A 21,254-nucleotide genomic window follows, 5' to 3' on the forward strand; every position below is an offset into this window, starting at 1 on the left:
CGCCGCCGGAGGGACCCGTCTGGACCGTCGCGGCGACCGGTGCAGCGGCCTCGGCGTGCGACGGCCGGCCGGCCGGAGTACGTCGCGTCGCAACCGCTGCACCCCACCCCGCACTCCTCACGAGGGACATCCACGCCCAGGCCCACCCGGGCCGCCGCGCTCTTCGCCGCCGCTCCTGCCGTCTGCGCGGCACCGCTCGAGACGGAGGAGGCCGTCGCATCGCACAAGGCTGTGGCATCGCACAAGGCTGTGGCATCGCACAAGGCCGGGGCGCCGGACGAGGCCGGCGCCCCGGCGAAGGCCGCCCCGCCCGTGTTCCCCGCGGCGTCCGAGCCGCCGCCGCAGGCGTCGTCCGGCTGGAGGGCCGGGCCGGTCACCGGCGGCTTTTCGGCGGAGCTCGCCTGCCGCCCGGGCGAGGACGTGCCGGCCTGCGACTACCGGCACCGGGTGTTTTGCACCGGCCCGGACGCCGGCGCCGTGCAGGCCACCCTCGTCGCGGGCTGTGATGCCAGGGGCGGGGCGCCGGCCGCCCTGCCGAACGAGGAGATCCGTTTTTGTGCGGACCGGATCGGGCAGGAGCATCCGCAGACCGGGGCAAAGGGCCGAGGCCACGGCTCGCTGCCGGTCGGGGAGGGCGCCTTGGTGCACGGTCTGCACCAAGGCGCCCTCCGGCGCCGGGACGTTTGCCTGCTGTCCGTGGGACGGGACGGCCGGACGGTGACCATCGTGAGCCGGGGGCAGCCGGGCGCCTTCGACGACGCCCCCGGTCGGCGGCGACTCCAAGGAGACGACGAGCACGGCGGTCAACAAGCCGTCCTGACGCTTGGCACAGGCCGGGACCCGAACCGGCCGCACGGACCCGGTGAAAGCCCGGGGCGTTTGCTCGCCACGGCGGGCCGAAAGGACAACCCCGCCACCTACGCGTGGCCGCTGCAGCGCGGCCGGCAACCGGTCGTGCCGATCCGGACGCGACGAAGAGACCAACCGCGTGCTGTCCTGGCCGGCCCCTCCACGTCCGGCTCCACGCCCACTGCACGCCCGGCTTCCGCAGCGCGACGCGCTGCTCCTGGGCGAGTTCGCTCCGCCTCGGTGCCGTGTCCGATCCCCGTACACCCGGCTTGACGGCCACCGGCTCCCTCTCGCCGTCGCGCGTGGTCTGTGCGCCCCGTCACGGCCTCAGGAAAGGACGGTGCGGCGCCCCGGGCCGGGCAGCGTCGCCTCGAGTGCGGCGGCCAGTTCGGCGACCGAGGGCCGGGACGGCGGATCGGTCCGCAGGCAGCCGTCGATGGCCGCCGCGAGCCCCCCGGGCAGACGCCGCCGCGAGCCGATCGGCGGGGCGGTCTTCTCCAGCTGCGGAGACCACTCGTCCCGGCCGCCGGTGACGCTGCCGTCGCAGGGCTCGTCCCCTTTCCCCCCGCGGAAAGAAACCTCGCGGAAATCCCCGCGGCCGAACGGCACGTCCCCGGCGGCGGTCTCGTACAACGTGATGCCGATGCCCCACACGTCCGCGGCTGCCGACAGCGGCCCGCCGCGGGCCTGCTCGGGCGCGAGGTAGCAGAACGTGCCCACCCCCGCGGGCGCGGGCCCGGGCGGCCGCGCGATGCTCAGGTCCAGCACCTTGGCGTGACCGCAGTCCACCACCACGTTCGACGGCTTGAGGTCCAGGTGCAGCAGACCCTGACCGTGGAGGTAGTGGATCGCGGAACACAGCTGTACCCCGAGAAGCGCCACGTCGGCGGCGGACGGCCGGCGCCGCAACCGGTGGACGAGGTGGGACAGCGTTTCGCCGGTCAGCGTCTCCAGCACGACGAGCGGCACCGGCGACTCGAACGTCTCGTACGCACGGACCAGGTGCGGATGGGTGAAGGCCGCCAGCCACCGCCCCTCACGCAGCAGCCGGTCGCGCAGCTGCTCCTGGTCCCGGCGGTCGGGGCGCACGGCCTTGAGCACACAGCGGCAGTCCCGTTCCTTGCTCCAGACGTCGTAGACGTCGAGCCAGCCGGTGCGCGCCAGATGCGCCAGGACCTCGTAGCCCGGGACCGGTCGCGTGCCGGGTGCCAGGGGCGGGGCGGCCCGCACCGCCGGGACACTCACAACAGCACCGTCCCGGGGGCCGGGGACCCGGCCGGGGCGGCACCGGCCAGGGCGTTCAGCCGGTGCAGCCGGGCATACGTCCCGCCGCGCTCGAGCAGGTCGTCGTGGGCGCCGCACTCGACGATCCTGCCCCGGTCGAGAACCACGATGCGCGTGGCGTCTTGGACGGTCAGCAGGTTGTGGGAGATGACGACGGTCGTCCGCCCGGCCATGAGCCGGCGCAGCGGGTCCATGATCCGCCGACCGGACCGCGCATCGAGGCCGGTGGTCGGTTCGTCGAGGAGGAGCACGGACGCGTCCCTGATCATCGCGCGGGCGATCGCCAGGCGCTGGCGCTGCCCGCCGGAGAGCGTCTGGCCGCGCTGGCCGACCATCGTGTCGTAGCCCTCCGGGAGCAGCTCGATGAACTCGTGCGCGTCCGCGGCGCGCGCCGCCGCGAGGATGTCCGCCTCCGTCGCCTCCGGCCGGCCGTAGGCGATGTTGTCCCGCACGGTGCCGTGGAAGACGAGCGTCTCCTGCAGGACCACCGCGACGCTCTCCCGCAGGTCGGACAGGCGCAGGTCCCGCAGGTCCGTCCCGTCGAGGCGGACCGCGCCCCGGTCGGGGTCGTAGAAGCGCAGCTGCAGCTTCGCGACCGTCGACTTGCCGGCCCCGCTGGCCCCGACCAGCGCCAGCGTCTCTCCGGCTGCCACGTGGAACGACACGTCCGACAGCGCCCAGGACGGCGTACCGGGATAGCGGAAGGAGACGCCGTCGAACTCCACGTCACCCCGCGCACGGCCGGTCCGGCGGGCGCCGGCGGCCTCGACGACCTGCGGCCGCTGCTCCAGCAACTCGATGATCCGTTCGGCCGAGGCGGACGCCGCGTAGAAGGTGGTGCCGAGGTGGGACAGACCGCGGACCGGACTGTAGAGGTTGCCGATCAGCGCCAGGAAGACCAGCAGTCCGCCCAGCGTGAGCTGCCCCTGGGCCAGCTTCCAGGTGCCCAGGCCCATGACCGCGAGGACGCCGGACACCTCGATGACCTCGACGACGGATCCGTAGAGGGCGCGGATCCGCGCCGAGGCCATCGTGGCCCGGAACCTGCCGACGTTCTCACGCTCGAACCGGCGCTCTTCCCACCTCTGCCGGTTGTACGCCTGCACCAGGGCGACGTTGCCCAGCGACTCCTCGGCGATCGCGCTGATCGAACCGCTGCGGCGCCTGCGCTCCCGGGACGCCTCCTTGATCAGCCGCGAGAAGTGCCGGGCGGCGCCCCAGAACAGCGGCACGATGACGAGGGCGAGGAAGGTCAGATCCCACTGCAGATAGAACAGCAGACCGAGGAAGACCCCCAGGCGGATCACATAGTAGAGGGCGTCCGCCACTCCCGAGAGCAGGAACGTCTCGACCGTGTCGACATCGCCCGTCACACGCGACAATACGTCCCCGAGCCGCCGGCGTTCGAAGAATCCGAGCGACAGGCCCTGGACGTGCCGGAACACATCGGAGCGAAGCGCCAGCAGGAAGCGTTCGCTGACCCACGTGGACGTCACGTCGTCGGCGAACCCCAGAATGCCGGAGCCGATGACGAGCCCCAGATAGGTCGGTGCGATCCACAGGAGCGGCCCGACGTCGCGGGGAACGAGCACATCGTCCACCACGATCTTGAAGAGCCAGATCTCCGTGGCGTCGAGGGCCGGGCCGATCAGGCTGAAAAGGACGACGGGAGCGAACCAGCGCCGACCGCCGCGGGTGTAGGGCCAGAACCGCCCGAACACCCCGCGCAAAGACACCGGGGGCGCGGCCGCCACCACATCGGAAGCCTCACCCGCCGACAGCAGACGCCGCAGGACATGCACCATGGCATGCGTTCCTCGTGGAGGGACGGACGGAGCGGACCAGGACCTTTTGGTCTACGGTCCGCTCAGCCTCCGTGGTGTGGTCACCGGTAGCCGTGGCCGTGCCCGTGGCGGTCGCCGCGGTCGCCGCGGTCGTGGTCGCGCCCGTGGCCGCGCTCGTGGTCGTGCCCCGAGAAGTCGTCGCGGCGCGACGTGTCGTCGTTGCGGTCCCGGCGATGGGCAGGCATCAGATTGCTGAAGATAGCCATGGCGCTCCTCCTGAAACTCGCTACACAGGGGATACGTCTCAGGGCGGGACTTGGATGGCGTTTTGGGGCAATAAGTTGAAAACGGTTGCGTATCGGCCGAAACCTCGCCACCGTTCAGCCCAGCCGCGCCACGAGCCCCACGGTGCACCACACCAGGCGGGCCCGGGACTCGCAAGGTGGGCAGAGCCCGATGGCCGGGCGCACGTCCGAGACGGTGCCGCATCCTCCGCACACAGCCAGTCGCACGAGGACGGCGGAGCAGGGACGGCAGAGAGCACGTCCGCTGGAGCGGTGCGGCGACGGCCACTTGGTGATCTCGTCTTCGAGGCCATGCGGTGAGTTTGGTGGACAGGACGGTGCCGTCGGTTTCTGGGCCTTGCCCCCGAGGAGGGGACACCCGTTCGTGCCGTTGTGCGGCAAGCGCCAGGGCGGCTGACTGCTGCCCGTAGGCGATCGGTGCCCGCTGTCCGTTCGCCGAGCACCGCCGACGGGTGTGATAACGCGTGGTCCAGCAAAAGACCGCCAGGCAGCAGGCGCGTGCCCCGCACTTTGCCCCCCCTTTCCCGATGGGCGAGCGGCACAATGCCAAAAAGGCCGGCCGCGTCGCGCACCAGCGAGCCAGGATCGGACCTGTGATGCGCCATGCCCACGAGGATGCCGAACTGCCGGCCCTGGTTCGCCGCTGTGTCACGCCCGGGCGCCGCTGTCCGAAGCTCAGCGGCAGCCTGCTGCGCATGCGAACTCCGCAGTACGACCGGCTCGTGCGAGACCTTCGCGAAGACGCGGGACTCATCACCGCGCAAGAGATCGCCACCCTCCTCGAGGGCGGTCGGCGGGAGCGGAGGACCGCCGCGTGGCTCGTGGCCGTCTCCCGCCAGACCGAGTTCCGTGAGCGTCTCGGGGAGCTCCTGCCGGCCAGCGAGGTCTGTTGTGCTGGGCTGGCCCACTGCGTGACCCTGGCCAGTTTCGGCACACCGCGCGACGCCGATCTGCTCGCCGCCTACCTTGACCGCTATCTCCGTCGCCCCGACCTCGCACACGACCAGACCGTGGCCATGGGCGCTCTCGTGTTCATCGACCTGAACCTCGGAGGCGACCAAGCCGCACGCTTCCTGGGCTCGGGCGGCCTATGGCAACAATGGCTCCAGGATGCACCCCACATGCAGCGCACCGCGGACCCCGCCACCTGCCTGAGCCTGATCCGCCGACTCTGCGCCATCGTCGACGACTGCGCCGAAACGATATGACAGCAGCACACCTAGCGGCGGTCCCGCGCGCTGGCGGTCGTGGAGGTGCCCACGCACCCGGACGCCCGGCCAGAGCCCGAGACACGCGCCCGGCCGGCCCCCACCGGGGGACCACCACCCTGCTCATGCAACAACTGTCGCGCCTCGACTCAACGCGCCTTGCCGATTCCCGGGCGGAAAGGGAAGTCATCCGATCGAGAAGTCGGCGAACTCGAGATCGCTGAAGGCGATGTGCAGGCCGTGGGCGCGGCGGCCCCGTCACGGGAAGAGGCGTGCCCCAGCGCGCGGGCCGGGATCACCAGCTGCTGCTCGCCCGCGCCGGCGTCCCGGGCGGCGAACAGCTCCCGGGCGACCTCTCCCGGCAGGTACTGGGTGATCCACCGCACCCGCGGATCATCCGAGGACCCGGCCGCAGCAGCGAACCCGAACCGCGCCCGGGTGTGGAAGACGAAGCCCTCCGCTTCGGCCCGGGCACGCCGGCGGGCCCGTATCCGGGGCTGCCGGCGGGCCAGGACGGCTTTCTCGATCGCCCCCACCTGCAGCGGGCTCGGCGGGCGCCGCGCTCCGGGCTTCTGTGTCACCCACCGCTGCACGGTGCGCTGTGAAACGCCCAGCACGGCGGCCACCCTCCGGGTGGAACCCTGGTGCATCGCCGGCAGAAACCGCAGACGGGCCCCGGTGCTTGAGGCAACGGGCCGGGTGCGCAACGCGTGCTCCAGCCCCTGCGCGATCTGCCCCACGTCCGTCTCCCCGAGCGGCCGGCCGACAGGGCCGGCATCCCGCGGCCCATAGCGCCAGTCCTCCCACGCTGCCCACCCGTGACCGCCGGTTACGGCATTCGCGAGACAGCACCAGCCGGCGTCGGCTACGAGAGCCCGCAGCGTCGGAGACGGGGTGGCTATGCCCACTCCACGCCCGACTCTCTCAGCGCGTCCCGCGGGTCGGGGGTGAGTTCGTCCCGTCTTGATTTGGCGTTGGACATCCATACGCCCAGCTTGACGACCACCGGCTCCGTCTCGCCGCCGACCGCGATCCGTTCACTGCGGCCGCGTGGCACCGGCCGTTGACCTTCCCGTTCGACCCACTGCGCCAGGACTGCCAGGCCCCGCTGGAACGCCGCCCGAGGGCGTTGTCCCGTTGGCTGACCGGCCTGGGATGATCTTGGAGTCGATCGTGCCGGGAAGGGGTTCACTCGTGTCGTCCGCGCCGCCGTCGTACAGGGGCACCGGTACCCGGTCGAGGTCATTGCCCACTGTGTGTGGTTGTACCACCGCTTCCCGCCCAGCTTCCGCGAGGCCGGGGAGCTGATGCTCGAGCGCGGTGTCGTCGTCTCCTGTGAGACGGTCCGCCGCTGGTGTGCGAAGTTCGGCCAGGCCTATGCGAACGGACCGCGCCGCCGTCGGCCGCGGCCCGGGGACACGTGGCATCTGGACGAGGTCTTCGTCAGGATCAACGGAGAGCTGACGTACCTGTGGCGCGCGGTGGACCAGCACGGCAACGTGCTGGACATCCTCGTGCAGAACAGACGCGACAAGGCCGCGGCCCGGCGTTTCTTCCGCAAGCTCCTCAAGAAGACCCGCTCGGTGCCGCGGGTGGTGGTCACGGACAAGCTCCGCAGTTACGGGGTCGCCCACCGCGCGGTGATACCTTCCGTCGAGCACCGGCAGTCGAAGTACCTTAACAACCGGGCCGAGAACAGCCACCAGCCGACGAGGCAGCGCGAGCGCGCCCTGAAGGGCTTCCGCTCCGTAGGCGGGGCCCAGCGGTTCCTGTCCGCGTTCAGCGGCATCCCACCCCACTTCCGGCCCCGCCGCCACCTGATGACCGCACACGACCACAGAGCCGAGACGACCGTCCGCTTCGCGATCTGGGAGCAGGTCACCGGCACCGCCGACCTGCCCGCCACGGCCTGAGTGCGGAGCCGGAACCCGGCCCCGCCCCGACACCCCGCCAAGCGCCAACACCCTCGACAACGTGACAGTGCCCCCATACGCCCTCGGCCGGGTTCAACTCCGTTATGTAGGCAGGGAGACGGAAGACCGTCAACCACTTCTCCCACTTGGCCAGCAACTGGCGCATCTGCGCGTCTTTGTGCTGGGTGGTGTTGTCCCACACGAGCACAATCTTCCCGCCCGGCTGCTGGCGGGCGGCATCGAGCAAGGCGGCGAAGTCGGTCTCCCGGAACCCCTTCTTCTCCCCGCGGTGGCCGGCATGGTGCACCAGCATCCGGTGGATCAGTTGGGTACGCCGTCCAGGGCGGGCACACACCAGCGCGGCCGGCGAGATCCTGCCCGAGCCTTCCCCGACACCCCCACCCGCGGTGAGCGACCGCGACGGGACCAGGTGCGTGTCTTCGGCAGCCGCAGGAACCCGGCTGCCGAGGCGCCCGGAACGCGGGGAGGGAAGGGGCAGGGGCCGGCGCCCAGGTACGGCGTCCGGCCGGACGCGGGGGCGTGGGCGCCAGCTCCGTGGTGCCAGGAGGCAGCTCCTCGGCAGGGACCCAGCTCAGGGCGGGGCGCATGCGCATGCCGCAAGGGTACGGAACCCAGGAGCCACGGGACGGACAGAAAGCACCCGTGCGGTCACTCACTATGCGAGTGCGGCGTCCGGCCCCGTCAGTGCTCGGTGCGATCAGAACTCGTCCTCTGGGAAGTCCGGGTCGGCGTAGTCGCTTTCGTCCCACTCGGCGTCGTCCATTGCCGGGCCGGCGAAGAAGCCCTCCATGAGTTCCTGCAGATCCAGCTCGGTGGCACCGGCCGGAGCGGTGGGCTTGGTGCCGTCGCTCATCCGCACAGTCAGGCCGAGCTTCTTGACCTTGGTGTCCTCGGCCAATGCGGCGAGGTCCACATTCACCTCGGTCAGCTCGTCGTTCTTCAGCGTGAAGTCCGCCGTCACCTTGGTGTCGGGCGCGTCCTTGAGGTCCTTGTCCGTCGGCAGCTCCATGCCCGGCGGCAGGTCCTTCGTCAGCGGGCGGATCTCGTCGAGAAGCTCGATGATCAGCGTGCGGAAGGGAGCCGTGGCGGTGACGTGCTCGGTGCCGTTCTCTCCGTCGGCCGTCTTGAAGCTCACCTCACGGGCGACGACCGTCCGGAGGGCTTCCACGAGCTTCTTCTGTGTCTTGGCGTCGAGGGACGGGGCGGGCGCGGGACCGCCCTGGTCCTCCTGGCTCTCGGCGGCGGCCTCCTCCATCTTCTTGGCGTTGAACTTCACCCACTTGCCCTCAAGGACGTTCTTGAAGGACTGAGCCTTCGGAGGCAGGTCTTCAGCGGCCGGTACAGGGCTGCCCATCATCTTGCCGATGGTGTCGACGTCGGCACGGACGTAGATGTAGTCGCCGATCATCCGGTACTCCGCGAGATCGCCCTCCGGATTGCTGATCTTCATGGCCATGCCGACGAGATCCTTTTCGCCGGACTCGTCGAGCGGCTTCTTCGACTGCACGGTAACCGTGATTGTCCCGTGGCTCATCAACTCGGCGGCCTCATCCGGGATCTCGTCGCCGGAGGCGGGGTCGGACTTGGCGTCCAGCGCCTTCAGGGACGTGATGTCGGTGTCCAGGTCGAGCTCGAAGGAGAGCGTCTTCTTCTTGCCGAGCTGCTCAAAGGCCTGGTCCAGCTTCTGGCCGGCGGAAAGCTGCTCTGCCGTTCCGCAGGCAGCGGAGCCCGCGAGTACGGCACCGACGATGGCGGTAGCGGTGAGGGTCTTGCGTATGGCGCTGATGATGGTCTCCTCGTGGGTCCGATCACGAAAGTGATCGATCAGAAGACTCACAACCAGCTCACAAGGTTGCACTGCCCAATCGGGCAACCGAAGTGAGCTGCAGGAGAGGCCATTTGGCGCAGCGTTCGACGAGCGGTCGGCGTAAAACAGGGCGGAGCGTTGAGGGAGTGGCCGCTCACGCTGGACCTGTCGGACGCGCGCTCGACTCCCAAGGCTTGCACCCCACGGCGTTGTCACGTTGGCTGATCGGCCTGGGATGATCTTGGAGTTGGTCGTGCCGGGGAGGGGGCCGTTCGTGTCGTCCGCGTCGCCGTCGTACCAGGGCCACCGGCACCCGGTGGAGGTGATCGCACACGCGGTATGGCTGTACTTCCGCTTCCCGCTGTCGTTCCGGGAGGCCGGGGAGCTGCTGCTCGAGCGCGGCGTCATCGTCTCCCGCGAGACCATCCGCCGCTGGTCCGCCAAGTTCGGCCAGGCCTACGCCAACGGCCTGCGCCGCCGTCGGCCACGGCCCGGGGACACGTGGCACCTGGACGAGGTCTTCATCAAGATCAACGGAGAGCGGACGTACCGGTGGCGGGCCGTCGACGCCGACGGCACCGTGCTCGACATCCTCCTGCAGAGCCGCCGGGACAAGGCCGCGGCCCGGCGCTTCTTCCGCCGCCTGCTGCAGAAGACCCGCACGGTGCCGCGGGTGATCGTCACCGGCGAGCTCCGCTCCTACGGCGCGGCCCACCGCGAGGTCATGCCCTTCGTGGAACACCGTTCCCACAAGGGCCTCAACAACCGGGCAGAGAACAGCCACCAGCCGACGAGGCAGCGCGAACGCGCCAGGAAAGGCTTCCGCAGTACCGGTGGGGCCCAACGGTTCCTGTCCGCGTTCAGCGGCATCTCACCGCACTTCCGGCCCCGCCGCCACCTGATGACCGCCCCCGGCTACCGCACCGAGATGACCATCCGCTTCACCATCTGGGACCAGATCACCGGCGCCGCCGGCCGGCCCACCACGGCCTGAGAACGAAAGCCGGAACCCGGCCCCACCACACCCGACACGCCGTCAGGCGCTCACACCCTCAACAACGTGACAGCGCCCCGCCACGCCCTTGTCGCTCTCCGCCCACAGCACGTCGGCGAGACGGCCGCGCGCCCGGCACCACCGACGACGCCCGCATCCGCCACCTCACCCTCGCCCTGCCCCCGCACCACGCGGCCCGCCTCTTCGACGCCCACGACGTCGGCGCCGGCGAACAGCAGCTGCGCGACATCGCCGCCGAAGGCCTCGGCGAGGTGTACTTCCGCGACGGCGGCTGCTGCGCCCACGGCCTGGAGGTGCAGTTCACCGACGTCGAGCACCTGCAGTTCGACCTGCAGAGCCGGGTCGCGCCGTCAGACCGGGGGAGGCTGCGCAGCTGCGCATTCGGCTGTGGGTGGCTGCGGATCACCGCCGGGGCCGGCGCCCAGGGCGCGGCGCCCGGTGACCGGGCGCGCGGGCATCGAGTCGCCGGCGGCGGCCGGGGCGGCGGGCAGGCGTTCGGCGGCGAGTTGGGCGCGCGGGGCCGGGGGCGGGCTGTCTTCCGCGCGAGGCGGCTCGGCAAGAACGGGTCCGGTGCCCAGCGGGCGGCGGCGGTCGGTCATCGCCCGATTCTCCCCGCCGCCGGAACTCCTTCCTCACCGCTCGGTCGGCTGCTCCGGCCCGGCCCACGGTGGACGCGTGTCGCGCGCGTGCGAGGCGGTGAACTCTGGCGAGCACCGGGTGCTTTCGACAGGGCGAAGTGGAGCCGGTGGGACGGTGTGTTCGGGAGCCGCTGCTTCGGCAATGAGATGGGGAGCCACCCTGTGTGATGGTGTGTGACCTGCCGCTTTCGGCGTAATGGGTGGGTTGGGCTGGTTGGCGGGTCACTCTGTACGGGTTGGTCACGGTCGGGTCAGGGAAACCAAGGACGCGAGCGCGCTCCCGAATATGGCCGTCGTCCTCAGTGCGACCGGTCCGGTGGTGTTTTCAGGACGGTCTGGGGGACGCGGACGGCAAGGGCCCGATCAACGGCAGCCTGTCGATGGAGTCCGAGGTAACGCTGACGCTGGGCTGGGAAACGTGCGTACGGCCGGCCTGCGGACGGGTGAAGCCGCCGCGGTCGCGGACCGGGTGAAGGCCGAGGGCGACCCGGACCTCGCGGACGGCATTCTGCGGAACTTCGCCGTCATGCCGTAGCCCCGCGCGCGCTGCGGCACCGCACGCCGTGCCCGCCCGCGCGGGCGGGCACGGCGTGCGGTCAGTGCTGGTCGGCGGGCTTGACGTCGGTCTCCACGTTCTTAGATCTCCGGCTCGTCGGCCATGAAGTCCTTGTCGAACGGCGGGTCCTGGTCGGTCCACCTCATCGCCGTGTAGGTGGTGTAGCCGGCAAGCTCTCCGGGCCGGTGTCCGCTGTCGGCCGAGGTCGCGTACGACTCCGCCGACAGCGGCAGTCCGGTCTCCCTGTCGAAGATCAAGCGGCGCTTGGTCTGTGCTTCGGGCTGCAGGCTCTTGAGCTCCACGGCGTACCCCGGGCGCCCGGACCGGTCGGTGACCTCACCGACGTCCCGCACGCCCGGCAGCGAGGCACGCACCCGGTAGGCCGCGGCCCGCAGCTGCGGGGACACCGGCAGCTCGACGGCGAGGTTCTCGGCCGTTTCGCCGAGCAGCATCTGCTGGATGTGCGGCGGCCCGTTGTACTGCTCCTCGACGATCTGCTCCAGCCGCTCGCGCAGCCGCTCTGGGTCGGTGGGCAGCGACTCCAGTTCCGCCAGGCCGATCTCCGCCCCGCCCGAGCCCGAGTCCACCCTGCCCCCGGGGGCGTCGCCCTCGACCTCGCCCTCGCCGTCCCAGGTGAAGATGTCCAGGCCCGGCAGGTCCCACCGCTTCGGCGAGCCGTCGGCGCGCCAGGCCTCCTCGTCGGCCGGGGTGGCGGGCCGGGCCCCGGCGTCGATGTACAGCGTCCACCGCCGGTCGCGCTTGCCGGTTCCCTTCGTCAGCCATGTCCTGAGCTCGCGCCGGACCTCGAGCGTGTAGTCCTTGCCCGGGACTTTCAGCAGCCATCCCGTGCGCTCCTCCTGGTACCAGTACGCACCCGAGGTCGCCTCCGTCTTCTCGACGGCGGAGGCGGCCGCGAGCAGGACGCGGGACTCGGTAAAGGCGGTGGCGGGCGCGCCCGCCTCGGGCCGCGGCCCGCCGCCGGGCGGCCCGGCGGCGGTGACGACCAGGGCCGCTGCCGCCGCGACCGCCGCACCGGCCAGGGCCACGCTCCACGCCGACCGTACGCCGAGGCGGCTCCTTCCCCGCTTCCCCGGCGCCGCCTGCGGCTCCCCGGTCCGCGCCATGGCACCCTGCAGCTCGGTTTGCCGGACCTCGGGGTCGACCGGCCTGCCGGGGTCGAGGTGTCCGGGACGGGCGTCGGTCAGCCGACGCATCAGCTCGTCGTGCTTCATCACACTTCCTTTCCTGCCGTGCTGAGTCGGGGCTGGACACGGGGGCGTACCGGCGACGCCTCGTCCCGTACCGCCACCGCCACCGCCCTGGCGAGCCGGCGGCGCGCACGGTGGAGCCGCACGCGCAGGGTGGCGGCCGTACAGCCGACGACACGGGCGGCCTCACGGGGGGTGAGCCCCTGCCACGCGGCCAGGATCAGCACCTCGCGGTCCTCGTCGCCCAGGGACGCCAGGGCGCTGCGGAGCGCGATCCGGTCGGCGACGTCGTCGGCGATGTCGCCCTCGACCGTGTCCGTCCAGTCCCGCAGCTCGGCGGCGAGCGAGGCGCGCCTGTCCTCGGCGCGTCCGGCCTCGCGCAGGATGTTGCGGGCCACGCCGAGCAGCCAGGGCAGCGGCGGCTGGGGTATGTCGCCGATGCGGCGCCAGGCCACGGTGAAGGTCTCGCTCACCACCTCGTCCGCCACCTGCCGCCCCGCGCGGCTGACCGCGTACGCCCAGACGCGTTGTCGGCAGGTGTCGTACATCGCGGTGAAACGTGCCGCATCATCGGACACGCCGTGCACCTCCGTCCTCCAGGTTCATCTGTCACCGGGAAGTGGTGCGTGCGGCCCGATCGTTACAGCATGATCCGAAAAATTCCGTGGCAGGCCTCCGGAAGGGTCCGCACCGCAGGGGGGCGTGCGGGGGACATGGGCGGTCTCGACCCGGCCGACGACCACGCGCTCGCGTTCCCGCGGGTCGGCCCGCCTCCGCGTGCCCCGGCGTTCCGAGGCTCACCCGATAGGAGTGGCTCTCAAACTCGCTGCCGATCATGGACTTGTGAAGCGGTCCATCGTCTCCACGGACGGAGCACGGTGGCTCCCGATCTCGTTGCCCGAGTGGCTCCGCTTCACCCTGTCGGAAACACCCATGGGCATCGCCGGAGACGGCCTGGACCGCGCCGTACAAGGGGCGTTGTCCAAGACGCCGACGGCGACCGGGACCAGGCGGCGGGTGCCGAAGGCCGGCGGTTCCTCGAGGCGGACTGCCGCAAAGGGCGCTGTGGGGAAGTAGTCGGCGCGCCCGGCACCCCTTGACCACCTGGTCTGATCTGCGGTTTCGCCCGTTCGGCCCGGTCGGCTGAGGCAAGTTGAGAGGCAAGCTGTGGAGCAAGCTGGAGGGCAAGTTGTAGGGCAAGCCGCCGTGGCGGGGTCTGCCAGGGAAGTGGTCGGCGTGCCCGGCCTCCCTTGAGCAAGCTTGTGAGGTGCGGGTTTTCCGGTCAGGACCGAATCGGTGAGGCGCCCTGCGAAACACCTTGCGGGGCGCCCTGGGAGCGCCGTGCCGGGCGCCTTGTGCGGTGCCTTGGCAGATGCCCTCACCGCCGGCCCTCCTGGCGCCCGTGTGTTCCGCACGGGAAGTCGCGGATGGCAGTGGCGTAGCGGTGCGTGGCGGCGGCAGATCTCCTTGACCACCCCTGACGGAGTCCCCCCGGCACTCCGTCAGGCACGCACACACTCAACAACGTGACAGCGCCCCGCCGGAGGCGAACCGGCCGAGGCCCAGCAGACATACCACAAGGTGGTCCGCGGCATCCACGGCGTCTGCGAGCGCGCCGACTCCCTGCGCGGGATCAGCCCCGACCCCAGCCGCATCCCTTGTCCTGCTCCACCTCGAATCCGCCAGGACCATCCGAACGATCGCTCAGCGTCCCGGTCCATTACCGGCAAAGACTCAGCGACCCGGGCCTCCTCGCCGGGGTCCGTCAGCTCTTCTTCCAGAGGGTCACGTCGAGCACCACACGCTCGGGGGAGTGCATCGCGCCTGAACCTGCATCTGGCCCAAAGCTCTTCACTTGGAGGAGCGCCACCCCCGCGTCGGTAACTGTGCAGATCAGCGTGCCCGGCTTCACCTGACCCTGGTTCTCGCTCGGTGCCAGGCTGATGGAGTCCATCCCGGCGCTTTGCGCGGAATCGGCGCAGTCCTCCGGGCCTGTCGGCTCCGAGGAAACGATTCCCCAGGGGTTGGCGCTACCGAAGGTGCCCCACGCGCAGTTTGTGTAGGAGAAGTCGAGCGGCACTTGCTGACCGTTGTTGGCGGCCTGCGCCTTCATGTCCCTGATGTCATCGTCGGAGTAGAACTTGGAGGTTCGCTCTTCGAAGTCGGCATACCAGCTTCCGCTGCAGCTCGGCAGTGAGAGGCCGAGGGGCTTGTGCTCGTAAACCAGGGAGTAGGTCGTAGGCGCTGCAGACTCAGCCGATGCGGCAGACGGTGATGAAGGGGAACTTGCAGGCGGTTCCGTGGCCTGGCCCTGGCCGGCCTCGTTGTGGTCGCGGCCGGCGCAGTCGGCGCCAGTGCTGCAGTGGTTCTGGGTGCCGCCGCCATCGGATTCTTCCAGGAGCATCACCCCGGAAGTGATCAACGCGGCAATGATCGTGGCCGCTCCGCCAATGAGCGTGGCCGCTCCGCCCCCACTGGTAATCCACTGATTCTTGGTCACGCTTCGTCCCCGCTGTCGGCTCTTGTTGATCACAAGCATCATCTGTGACGTCAGCACCCTGCCCCTGGTTCCGTGGCCGTTTTGGAACACACGATGGCTGGAACACGGGGGTGAGCAGGCACCGGGACGCGCGCCCGGGGCCCTCGGTCTGTGTCGTCGACGGAAGAAGAGAACGCCCCGCCGCAAGGGCCGGTGCTCAGCAGCGAGTCCGGCCGATGAAGGGACGCCCGGGCCCGGTGACTGCGGTACTCGGCGAGGGGTTCGATGCCGGTGAGCGCCGGCGTGGGCTCCTCGCGTCGTCCCGGGACGGCCGGCTCAAGCTCGGTGAGATTGAGTGAGTCTCGGTGAGGCCGAGTGAGTCCGCTGCAGTCGACTTCCCCAACGACTACCAGCCGGTCGAGAGAGAGCGGGACAGCAATTCGGTCCCCAGATTGAGCACGCACACCTCGATCGTCCATCCGTCAGGGAGTCTCGAATTCACGGCCGCATGACGTGACAACCCCGTCACGGTCCAGGCGAGCGTGCGCTGGCCTGGTAGGCGGACCGTGAGGACCGCGGGGCCCAGTCGAGGAAGCCGGCGAAGGCGGTCAGGTCCTCCTGGTTTCCAGGAGCATGATCCTGACCTTGGGGAACTTCTGCCTGGCGCCCCCGGCCGGCCGGGGGCCGTGGCGTGCACGACTCCGTGTCAGTGGCGTTCCTCGACCGCTCGGCCACCGGCCGGACCGTGTACGGCGACGTGCCACAACGATCGCGCCGGCCCCGATATCACCGGGGCCGGTGGATGTGACGATGCCGGTCAGAACCGCCAGGACGGGCTGTTCGCGATGTCCAGCAGCGCGTCGGCGTCCAGCGGCGGCTGCTTCGTCGGCTGGTCCGTCCACTGCTGGAGGGCCACGGTCCGGCCGTCCGTGCGTTCCACCCGTACGTACTGGGACTCACTGCCGTCGACGGGGAACCGCAGTGTTACCGATTCCGCCCGTGCGCCGTCGGAGAGTTCGACCTTCTCACAGTCCTCCCTCGGCATGACGTCCTCCGGTGCCGGCATACCGGGCCGGGGCGTGATCTTCGGCACCGCAATCTTCGCGCAGAACGGCACGTGGGACTCCTTCGCCGTGTACCCCACGCTCCCGGTGAACGTGACCTCGCCGTCACCGTTGTCCCAGGTCACGCGGAAGGTCCGGCCCTTGATGTCACCGTCCTGAGTGGTCGCCCGGCCCTCGGGGAGCAGCGCGACGAGATTGTCGGCAAGCCGCTTGCCGCTCCAGCGCACCGTGTGCTCGATCCCCGGACCGAAGCTGTCGGGCCTCAGCGGGCGAGTCTCGTCGGTACCGACACCGGCCGGCACCAGCGGGCCGACGAGCGGGTCGGCGGCGGACACACTCGCTTCCGGACCGGCACCGGGTGCGACCACGGCCAGTACGATAGCCGCCGCCGCGGAGGTGACGCCTGCGCCGGTGAGCGCGAGACGCCGCCGGGTCCTGACGCGCCGTCCGGCCGCGACCACCGCGTCCACGGTGGTCCGTACCGGTGGTTCGTCACCGATCCCGGCCTCCAGCAGATCCCTGACGTCCTGGTTGCTCATGACAGAGTGACCTTCTCTCGGGTGTGGTGGGTGGACCGGGCGAGCGTCCCGAGTGCGTCAGGACTGGGGTCGTCGCCCAGGAGGGCCCGCAGACGGGTCAGCGCCCGCGCGGTGTGGCTCTTGACGGTGCCGACGGAGCAGCCCATGGCCGCGGCCGTCGCAGCGATGTCCAGGTCGGCCCAGTAGCGCAGGACCACCACGGCACGCTGACGCGCCGGCAGGCCATCCAGCGCCGCGCGGACCTGGAGTTCGAGTGCCAGGTCCGCGGCGGGCTCGGCACGGTCGGGAAGCTCCCGGGCGGGGTGCTCCCGCCGCCAGCGCCGCCGTGTGTGGTCGATGCAGGCCCGGGTCAGCACGCGGTGGGCGTACGCCTCCAGGTTCTGTATCCCTCGCCGCCGCCCCCACACGGAGTAGAGCTTGGTCAACGCCGTCTGCGTGATGTCCTCGGCGTGGTGCCAATCCCCGCACATCAGGTATGCGGTGCGCCGCAGATGCGGCAACCGCTCCTCGGCGAAACCACGGAAATCCTCCAGATCCCCGGTACGCAACACATGCCCTCCTTTCGCCTCTGACCACACCGACGGAGCGAACCGGCCGGAAGGATGTCACGGGGCACCGGAAACCTTTCGCGGGAATTCACCGGCGTCCGGTCAAGGGGGTCTACTGGCGCCTCGCCGCTACGGTCCGTGACAGGTGCGTGAGGGTAGCGTTCGGCGGCGGGTTGGGCACGAGGGGCCGGCGGCGCTCGTGCCTGCAGGGGTGTCGGCCCCGGTGCCCCAGGCTCGGGCATTCTTCCGGGGCGGGTTGTGTTCCGTGTGGTGCGATGTGTCGGCTTCGTGTCGGTGTCGGTGGCCGGCAGTCACCGTCGGTTGTCTTCCCGCTGGTCACCGTGGGGCGTGTGACGGTCCGTCGATGACATGGGCATCGGATTTCCCTGTCATGAGGCGATGGATCCTCCGGTGGTCTGCTGAGGTGAAGCCGAGAGATCGCACCGGACGCCCCACCGGCGCCCGGGCTGAAGCCGCGTGCACCATGGGTCACACGATCGTCTCTTCGCCCCCCCTGATACGTGGTTGTGACATCCACTTCAAAAGCCTGCTGTACTCTCTGGCTTTTTGACGATCTTGTGCGTGCGGGTGTGTAGCGGTCCGTCCGCTTCCCGCGGCCGAAAAATTGGGGGCACGATGAAGACCGTGAGATGGGCGGTCGCCACTACGGTGGCGGCCGGGCTGTTGGTGGCCTGTGGCAGCGGTGGTACGGCGGGGGAGAGCGGCTCGGACGGTTCCGCACCGGAGGTTTCCGCATCCCCGAAGCCGTCGGTGAAGGCACCGGAGGGCTTCGACACCTCCAAGGGCTGGCACGCGTCCCTCGACTGGCTGCCGAAGGAGAACTCGGAGGTGGCCTCCCGCCCGCCGGTGGGGGCCGCGCCCAAGGCCGGCATCGTCGCCTTCCTGCAGCGCAAGGGCCAGGGCTACGTCGTCGAGGCCCGCGACGCGGCCACCGGCAAGCTCCGGTGGAGCAGCCGGGAGTGGCAGCCGCCGGCCCCGACGGACAGTGGGAAGGCCGACGCGACGCCCCAGTCGGCCCCGCAGCTCCTCGTCGTGGACGAGGACGGCCGGGAGTACATCGCTCTCTGGGCGTACGGCAAGAACGAGACCGCCCCCGGTGAGGATGCCTCCGACGAGAAGCCAGGTGCGTTCTCCCTCGTCTTCTACCCGGCCGACTCCTCCGGGAAGGAGGTCGCCCCCGCCCCCGCCGTCACCGTCCCGGCGGACGCCGACAGGGGCCTGGTGGTCCACGACGGCGGGAACGGGGTCGTGGTCCGCTGGACCCCTCCGTGGTCGAGCAGCAAGGACTCCGCGACGATCGACATCTCGGACAACCGTGTCCAGACGTACGAGGACGACCAGGTGGAACTTCCCCCCATCTGCGAGAACAAGGGGTGGGACAGCTGCCGGGGCAAGGTGGCCGGGCTCTCCCCCGACGGCCCACTGGTCGAGCGCAGCATAGGCAGCTTCGGTGTCGGCGGGGCCTGGCTGTCGCGTGACGCCATCCCACCGGGCACCCGCGAGCACAAGCCTGAGGACGACGGCCGTGTGTGGCAGATCCTCGGTGACCACGTCGTCTCCTCCTGGAGTCCGACCACGGGCACGGCGGGCTGGGGCGCGACACCGGTGATGGCCGTCCACGACCTGAAGTCCGGGAAACTGGAGATGTCCACGGTGTGCGACACGGGGGCCGGGCCGCAGAACGTCCCCTTCCAGCCCGCCCTGTCACCGAACGGCCGCTACGCCGTCGCGGGCACCCTCGCTCTGGACTTCGAGCAGGACAAGGCGCACTGCCTCGCCGAGCACGACGACCGGTCGGGCGGAATGAGCGACGACGACCAGGGCGTCCACCTGGTGTCCGTCGGCGACGACGGCATCGCCTACGGCTACCGGAACGGCGACGCGGCGTCCGGGAACGTGCCCGTCGCGGTTCCGCTCGACACCGGGAAGATCCAGGTGCTGCCCGAGGCCACCGAGATCCCGTTCCTGTTGCTGCCGGAGGTCGGAGGGTTCACGTTGCCCGCGGACGGCCCCGGACGGCGGTTCGTCTTCCACCCACGCCGCTGACGGACTCCGGACACGGTGGGCCCGACCGGTCCTCCCGGATGGTCCCCAGATCCTTGCCGATGCCCTCGAGGGTGTGGCTCGGGTCCGCCAGGTACAGTGCGACCGCGCCGCCTTGAACCCGGGCGAGTAGGCCTTCCTCACCATAAGAGATCCTTTCTGCCCGGCCCCTGACGGGACCGGGCAGAAAGGATCTCCCCCTCAAGAGCAGGTCCCCCTGGACGCCACTGCCGGTCTCGCTGCCACCTTGGCCCGTGCCGCCGGCGCCTCCCGAAGCCTCACGGCAGGCGAGTAGGGCCCGCACCCAGCGTGTTGTCGGTGCCCTTCGGGATTGCGATGTGTCGGGTTGGTGTCAGTGAAGTGGTCGGCAGCCGCCAACGGCTGCTTCCGCCGTCTTTCCCGCTGGTCACGGTGGGGCATGTGACGGCCCGCCGCTGGCACCGGGGTGGCACCGGCACCGGATTGCACTGTCATGAGGCGATGGATCCCCGGCTGGTTCGCTGACATGAAGCCGAGAGGTCGCGGCCGCGCCCGGCGCACCCGGCGGTGAACGGCCTCCCGATCGGCGTGGTAGGCGCGGGAGGTGGGCTTCGGTCGGGAGGCGGCGAGGGTCGCGACGGCGGCCGGGGACAGGTGGCGGTCGGGGTCGGCCGGGACGCTCTCGGTGCGGCGGACGGCGATCTTGCTCAGGTGGTTTTTCCGTGGTGAGCGGTGAACTCGGCCCAGGTCAGGGTCTCAATGATTTGCTCGGGGGCGATGTGCAACCCCTCGAAGGGGTCGGTGTCGTCGATCGGCCGTTTTTTGTAGACGGAGACGGTGTCGTCGGGGGCGGGGTCGGTGGCGCAGGCGATGAGTTCCTCTGGGTCGCTCGTGGTGCAGTGGAGGTCGCGTAGGCCCAGGAGGTCTTCAAAGCAGACGTGGTAGCCGATGCTCATGTGTTCGGTTCCCCTCGGTTTCCGGCTGGCGAGAACGCTTCTATATCACTGGTCGGGCTCGACGGGTGGCACCGGCCAGCCCTTGTCGACACCGGACGGCATGACCACCGGGCAGAACGGGATGAGTCGGCTACGGCGGTTATCGGCGGGTAACTTGGGCGTGTCTCCGCCCGCAGCTCATCCGCTTCCTCCCCCCGCGCCCCGAAGCCGGTCTGTGCCGCAAGAGCATCAGTAAGCCGTTCCTCACGCTCGCGTGCCCACACCGAGCCCTGAGCGTCCTGTTCCGGCTCGTACACGCTCCAGCCGACTGCGGTCATCAAGTCCCTGACGCGCCGCCACTCGGCGTGCTGGGCCCACCAGATGGCAGCCAACCGCTCCCGGTCCATCTCGAACGCGTAGAAGGAACCGTTTCCCCTCAACTGCTCTGCGGTCTCCCGCTCACGGACAGCGGCCTCTGCGACCTTTTCCGCAACGGCGGCGACGTCCAGGCCATTCGCCTGACGCCGGACCTGATCCCGCGCCACGTCCTGAGCACTCCACATGCGTTTTCCCTTTTCCGAAAGGCGCGGGCACCTGGGCCCGCATCAGGTGGTTGTAGGGTGTCCCGTGTTTCCGCCAACAATACATAGTGCATCAATCCGATGCACCCACTACACCAGCACCCGAAACGAACGAGCAACCCCCACTCTCGCAGCCAGCCCGGCCCGCGAAGCGGGCCCCAACGGTCCTGGAGGCGCAGCCGGAAGGACCGCCAGGCGGGGGAGCGCAGCGGACCCGCCCCCAGGCTGGAGCGCAGCGGAAGCCTGAGCGGGACGAAGTCCGTCCGCTCCGGGAGCGCAGCGGACGGAGCGTCAACCCCGATGCGCAGCATCGGGGTTGTGCGGGTGGCGCAGCCACCCGCCAGCGCTCCCGCGGAGCGGGAGCGCAACCCCCGTGCGCAGCACGGGGGTTCGCTTGCACATCGCGCAGCGATGTGGCACCCGCTCCGCGAGGTGCTGTTCGGATTCTATCGTGTTTCCCTATTAACCTTAGCAATA

At 70.4% G+C, this 21,254-nt stretch carries 17 protein-coding genes and 3 pseudogenes; 6 read left to right on the top strand and 14 right to left on the bottom strand.

Going from position 1 to position 21,254, the window contains the following annotated elements; translation table 11 throughout:
- Positions 1–1,176: 1,176 nt before the first annotated feature.
- The 3 genes from AC6F7H_RS32795 to AC6F7H_RS32805 all read right to left on the bottom strand — a co-directional run bounded on the left by AC6F7H_RS32795 (position 1,177) and on the right by AC6F7H_RS32805 (position 4,183).
- Positions 1,177–2,094 carry a serine/threonine-protein kinase gene (locus tag AC6F7H_RS32795; protein WP_500761564.1) on the bottom strand — a complete coding sequence of 306 codons (918 nt, stop codon included), beginning with the start codon at positions 2,092–2,094 and terminating at the stop codon, positions 1,177–1,179.
- On the bottom strand, positions 2,091–3,938 hold the full coding sequence (locus AC6F7H_RS32800) for an ABC transporter ATP-binding protein (protein ID WP_500761566.1): 1,848 nt from the start codon (positions 3,936–3,938) through the stop codon (positions 2,091–2,093). The genes AC6F7H_RS32795 and AC6F7H_RS32800 overlap by 4 nt, the downstream gene beginning before the upstream one ends.
- An 80-nt stretch (positions 3,939–4,018) precedes the next feature.
- Entirely contained in the window at positions 4,019–4,183 is a 165-nt protein-coding gene (locus AC6F7H_RS32805) for a hypothetical protein (protein ID WP_500761568.1), read from the bottom strand.
- A 635-nt stretch (positions 4,184–4,818) separates the two neighbouring features.
- Between AC6F7H_RS32805 and AC6F7H_RS32810 the strand changes: the two genes are divergently transcribed.
- Positions 4,819–5,430 (top strand): DUF6000 family protein, encoded by a 612-nt coding sequence (locus AC6F7H_RS32810; RefSeq protein ID WP_500762183.1) that lies wholly within the window; start codon positions 4,819–4,821, stop codon positions 5,428–5,430.
- 149 nt (positions 5,431–5,579) lie between these two features.
- Here the strand turns inward: AC6F7H_RS32810 and tpg (AC6F7H_RS32815) are convergent, their stop codons facing one another.
- Together tpg (AC6F7H_RS32815) and AC6F7H_RS32820 are read right to left on the bottom strand one after the other, a co-directional pair.
- Positions 5,580–6,170, bottom strand: coding sequence for a telomere-protecting terminal protein Tpg (gene tpg / locus AC6F7H_RS32815; protein ID WP_500761570.1), 591 nt, complete (start codon positions 6,168–6,170; stop codon positions 5,580–5,582).
- Positions 6,171–6,328: 158 nt separating this feature from the next.
- Positions 6,329–6,676, bottom strand: coding sequence for a Helicase associated domain protein (locus AC6F7H_RS32820; RefSeq protein WP_500761572.1), 348 nt, complete (start codon positions 6,674–6,676; stop codon positions 6,329–6,331).
- Between AC6F7H_RS32820 and AC6F7H_RS32825 the strand changes: the two genes are divergently transcribed.
- The gene (locus AC6F7H_RS32825) at positions 6,675–7,343 is read left to right on the top strand and encodes an IS6 family transposase (RefSeq protein WP_500762184.1); all 669 of its coding nucleotides are present in this window, start codon (positions 6,675–6,677) and stop codon (positions 7,341–7,343) included. The two genes, AC6F7H_RS32820 and AC6F7H_RS32825, sit on opposite strands and share 2 nt — an antisense overlap.
- Positions 7,344–7,410: 67 nt before the next feature.
- Here AC6F7H_RS32825 and AC6F7H_RS32830 read toward each other — a convergent pair.
- A pseudogene (locus tag AC6F7H_RS32830) lies at positions 7,411–7,796 on the bottom strand (transposase); the annotation flags it as partial.
- A gap of 265 nt (positions 7,797–8,061) precedes the next feature.
- On the bottom strand, positions 8,062–9,201 hold the full coding sequence (locus AC6F7H_RS32835) for a hypothetical protein (RefSeq protein WP_500761574.1): 1,140 nt from the start codon (positions 9,199–9,201) through the stop codon (positions 8,062–8,064).
- Positions 9,202–9,406: 205 nt separating this feature from the next.
- Between AC6F7H_RS32835 and AC6F7H_RS32840 the strand changes: the two genes are divergently transcribed.
- Together AC6F7H_RS32840 and tpg (AC6F7H_RS32845) are read left to right on the top strand one after the other, a co-directional pair.
- Positions 9,407–10,165, top strand: a complete 759-nt coding sequence (locus tag AC6F7H_RS32840) for an IS6 family transposase (protein ID WP_500761576.1) — start codon at positions 9,407–9,409, stop codon at positions 10,163–10,165.
- Positions 10,166–10,293: 128 nt separating this feature from the next.
- Positions 10,294–10,518 (top strand): annotated as a pseudogene (gene tpg / locus AC6F7H_RS32845) (telomere-protecting terminal protein Tpg); the annotation flags it as partial.
- A gap of 18 nt (positions 10,519–10,536) precedes the next feature.
- Here tpg (AC6F7H_RS32845) and AC6F7H_RS32850 read toward each other — a convergent pair.
- From AC6F7H_RS32850 to AC6F7H_RS32860, 3 genes are all read right to left on the bottom strand, one after another.
- Positions 10,537–10,785 (bottom strand): hypothetical protein, encoded by a 249-nt coding sequence (locus tag AC6F7H_RS32850; protein ID WP_500761578.1) that lies wholly within the window; start codon positions 10,783–10,785, stop codon positions 10,537–10,539.
- A 675-nt stretch (positions 10,786–11,460) separates the two neighbouring features.
- The gene (locus tag AC6F7H_RS32855; protein WP_500761580.1) at positions 11,461–12,612 is read right to left on the bottom strand and encodes a CU044_5270 family protein; all 1,152 of its coding nucleotides are present in this window, start codon (positions 12,610–12,612) and stop codon (positions 11,461–11,463) included.
- Positions 12,612–13,166, bottom strand: a complete 555-nt coding sequence (locus AC6F7H_RS32860; RefSeq protein WP_500761582.1) for an RNA polymerase sigma factor — start codon at positions 13,164–13,166, stop codon at positions 12,612–12,614. The genes AC6F7H_RS32855 and AC6F7H_RS32860 overlap by 1 nt, the downstream gene beginning before the upstream one ends.
- Positions 13,167–14,118: 952 nt before the next feature.
- On the opposite strand from AC6F7H_RS32860, the pseudogene AC6F7H_RS32865 reads away from it, so the two are divergent.
- Positions 14,119–14,244 (top strand): annotated as a pseudogene (locus AC6F7H_RS32865) (IS5/IS1182 family transposase); the annotation flags it as partial.
- A gap of 109 nt (positions 14,245–14,353) precedes the next feature.
- Here the strand turns inward: AC6F7H_RS32865 and AC6F7H_RS32870 are convergent.
- The 3 genes from AC6F7H_RS32870 to AC6F7H_RS32880 all read right to left on the bottom strand — a co-directional run bounded on the left by AC6F7H_RS32870 (position 14,354) and on the right by AC6F7H_RS32880 (position 17,218).
- Complete coding sequence (locus AC6F7H_RS32870; protein ID WP_500761584.1) at positions 14,354–15,088, bottom strand: hypothetical protein; 735 nt, start codon at positions 15,086–15,088, stop codon at positions 14,354–14,356.
- 796 nt (positions 15,089–15,884) lie between these two features.
- Entirely contained in the window at positions 15,885–16,670 is a 786-nt protein-coding gene (locus AC6F7H_RS32875) for a hypothetical protein (protein ID WP_500761585.1), read from the bottom strand.
- Positions 16,667–17,218 carry a SigE family RNA polymerase sigma factor gene (locus tag AC6F7H_RS32880; protein ID WP_500761587.1) on the bottom strand — a complete coding sequence of 184 codons (552 nt, stop codon included), beginning with the start codon at positions 17,216–17,218 and terminating at the stop codon, positions 16,667–16,669. Before AC6F7H_RS32880 ends, AC6F7H_RS32875 begins: the two co-directional genes overlap by 4 nt.
- Before the next feature lie 636 nt (positions 17,219–17,854).
- Here AC6F7H_RS32880 and AC6F7H_RS32885 point away from each other — a divergent pair.
- A complete protein-coding gene (locus AC6F7H_RS32885; protein WP_500761589.1) occupies positions 17,855–19,285 on the top strand; it encodes a hypothetical protein in 1,431 nt (476 codons plus the stop codon).
- Positions 19,286–19,968: 683 nt separating this feature from the next.
- Here the strand turns inward: AC6F7H_RS32885 and AC6F7H_RS32890 are convergent.
- Positions 19,969–20,217, bottom strand: a complete 249-nt coding sequence (locus AC6F7H_RS32890; protein WP_500761591.1) for a hypothetical protein — start codon at positions 20,215–20,217, stop codon at positions 19,969–19,971.
- Positions 20,218–21,254 lie beyond the last annotated feature (1,037 nt).

The organism is Streptomyces sp. MMS24-W38 (assembly GCF_059889265.1).

Coding starts and splice junctions, on each gene's coding strand:
- AC6F7H_RS32800 (WP_500761566.1), bottom strand. CDS start 3,938: ATGGTGCATGTCCTGCGGCGTCTGCTGTCGGCGGGTGAGGCTTCCGAT.
- AC6F7H_RS32805 (WP_500761568.1), bottom strand. CDS start 4,183: ATGGCTATCTTCAGCAATCTGATGCCTGCCCATCGCCGGGACCGCAAC.
- AC6F7H_RS32810 (WP_500762183.1), top strand. CDS start 4,819: ATGCGCCATGCCCACGAGGATGCCGAACTGCCGGCCCTGGTTCGCCGC.
- AC6F7H_RS32820 (WP_500761572.1), bottom strand. CDS start 6,676: ATGACCTCGACCGGGTACCGGTGCCCCTGTACGACGGCGGCGCGGACG.
- AC6F7H_RS32840 (WP_500761576.1), top strand. CDS start 9,407: ATGATCTTGGAGTTGGTCGTGCCGGGGAGGGGGCCGTTCGTGTCGTCC.
- AC6F7H_RS32850 (WP_500761578.1), bottom strand. CDS start 10,785: ATGACCGACCGCCGCCGCCCGCTGGGCACCGGACCCGTTCTTGCCGAG.
- AC6F7H_RS32855 (WP_500761580.1), bottom strand. CDS start 12,612: ATGAAGCACGACGAGCTGATGCGTCGGCTGACCGACGCCCGTCCCGGA.
- AC6F7H_RS32875 (WP_500761585.1), bottom strand. CDS start 16,670: ATGAGCAACCAGGACGTCAGGGATCTGCTGGAGGCCGGGATCGGTGAC.
- AC6F7H_RS32885 (WP_500761589.1), top strand. CDS start 17,855: ATGAAGACCGTGAGATGGGCGGTCGCCACTACGGTGGCGGCCGGGCTG.
- AC6F7H_RS32890 (WP_500761591.1), bottom strand. CDS start 20,217: ATGAGCATCGGCTACCACGTCTGCTTTGAAGACCTCCTGGGCCTACGC.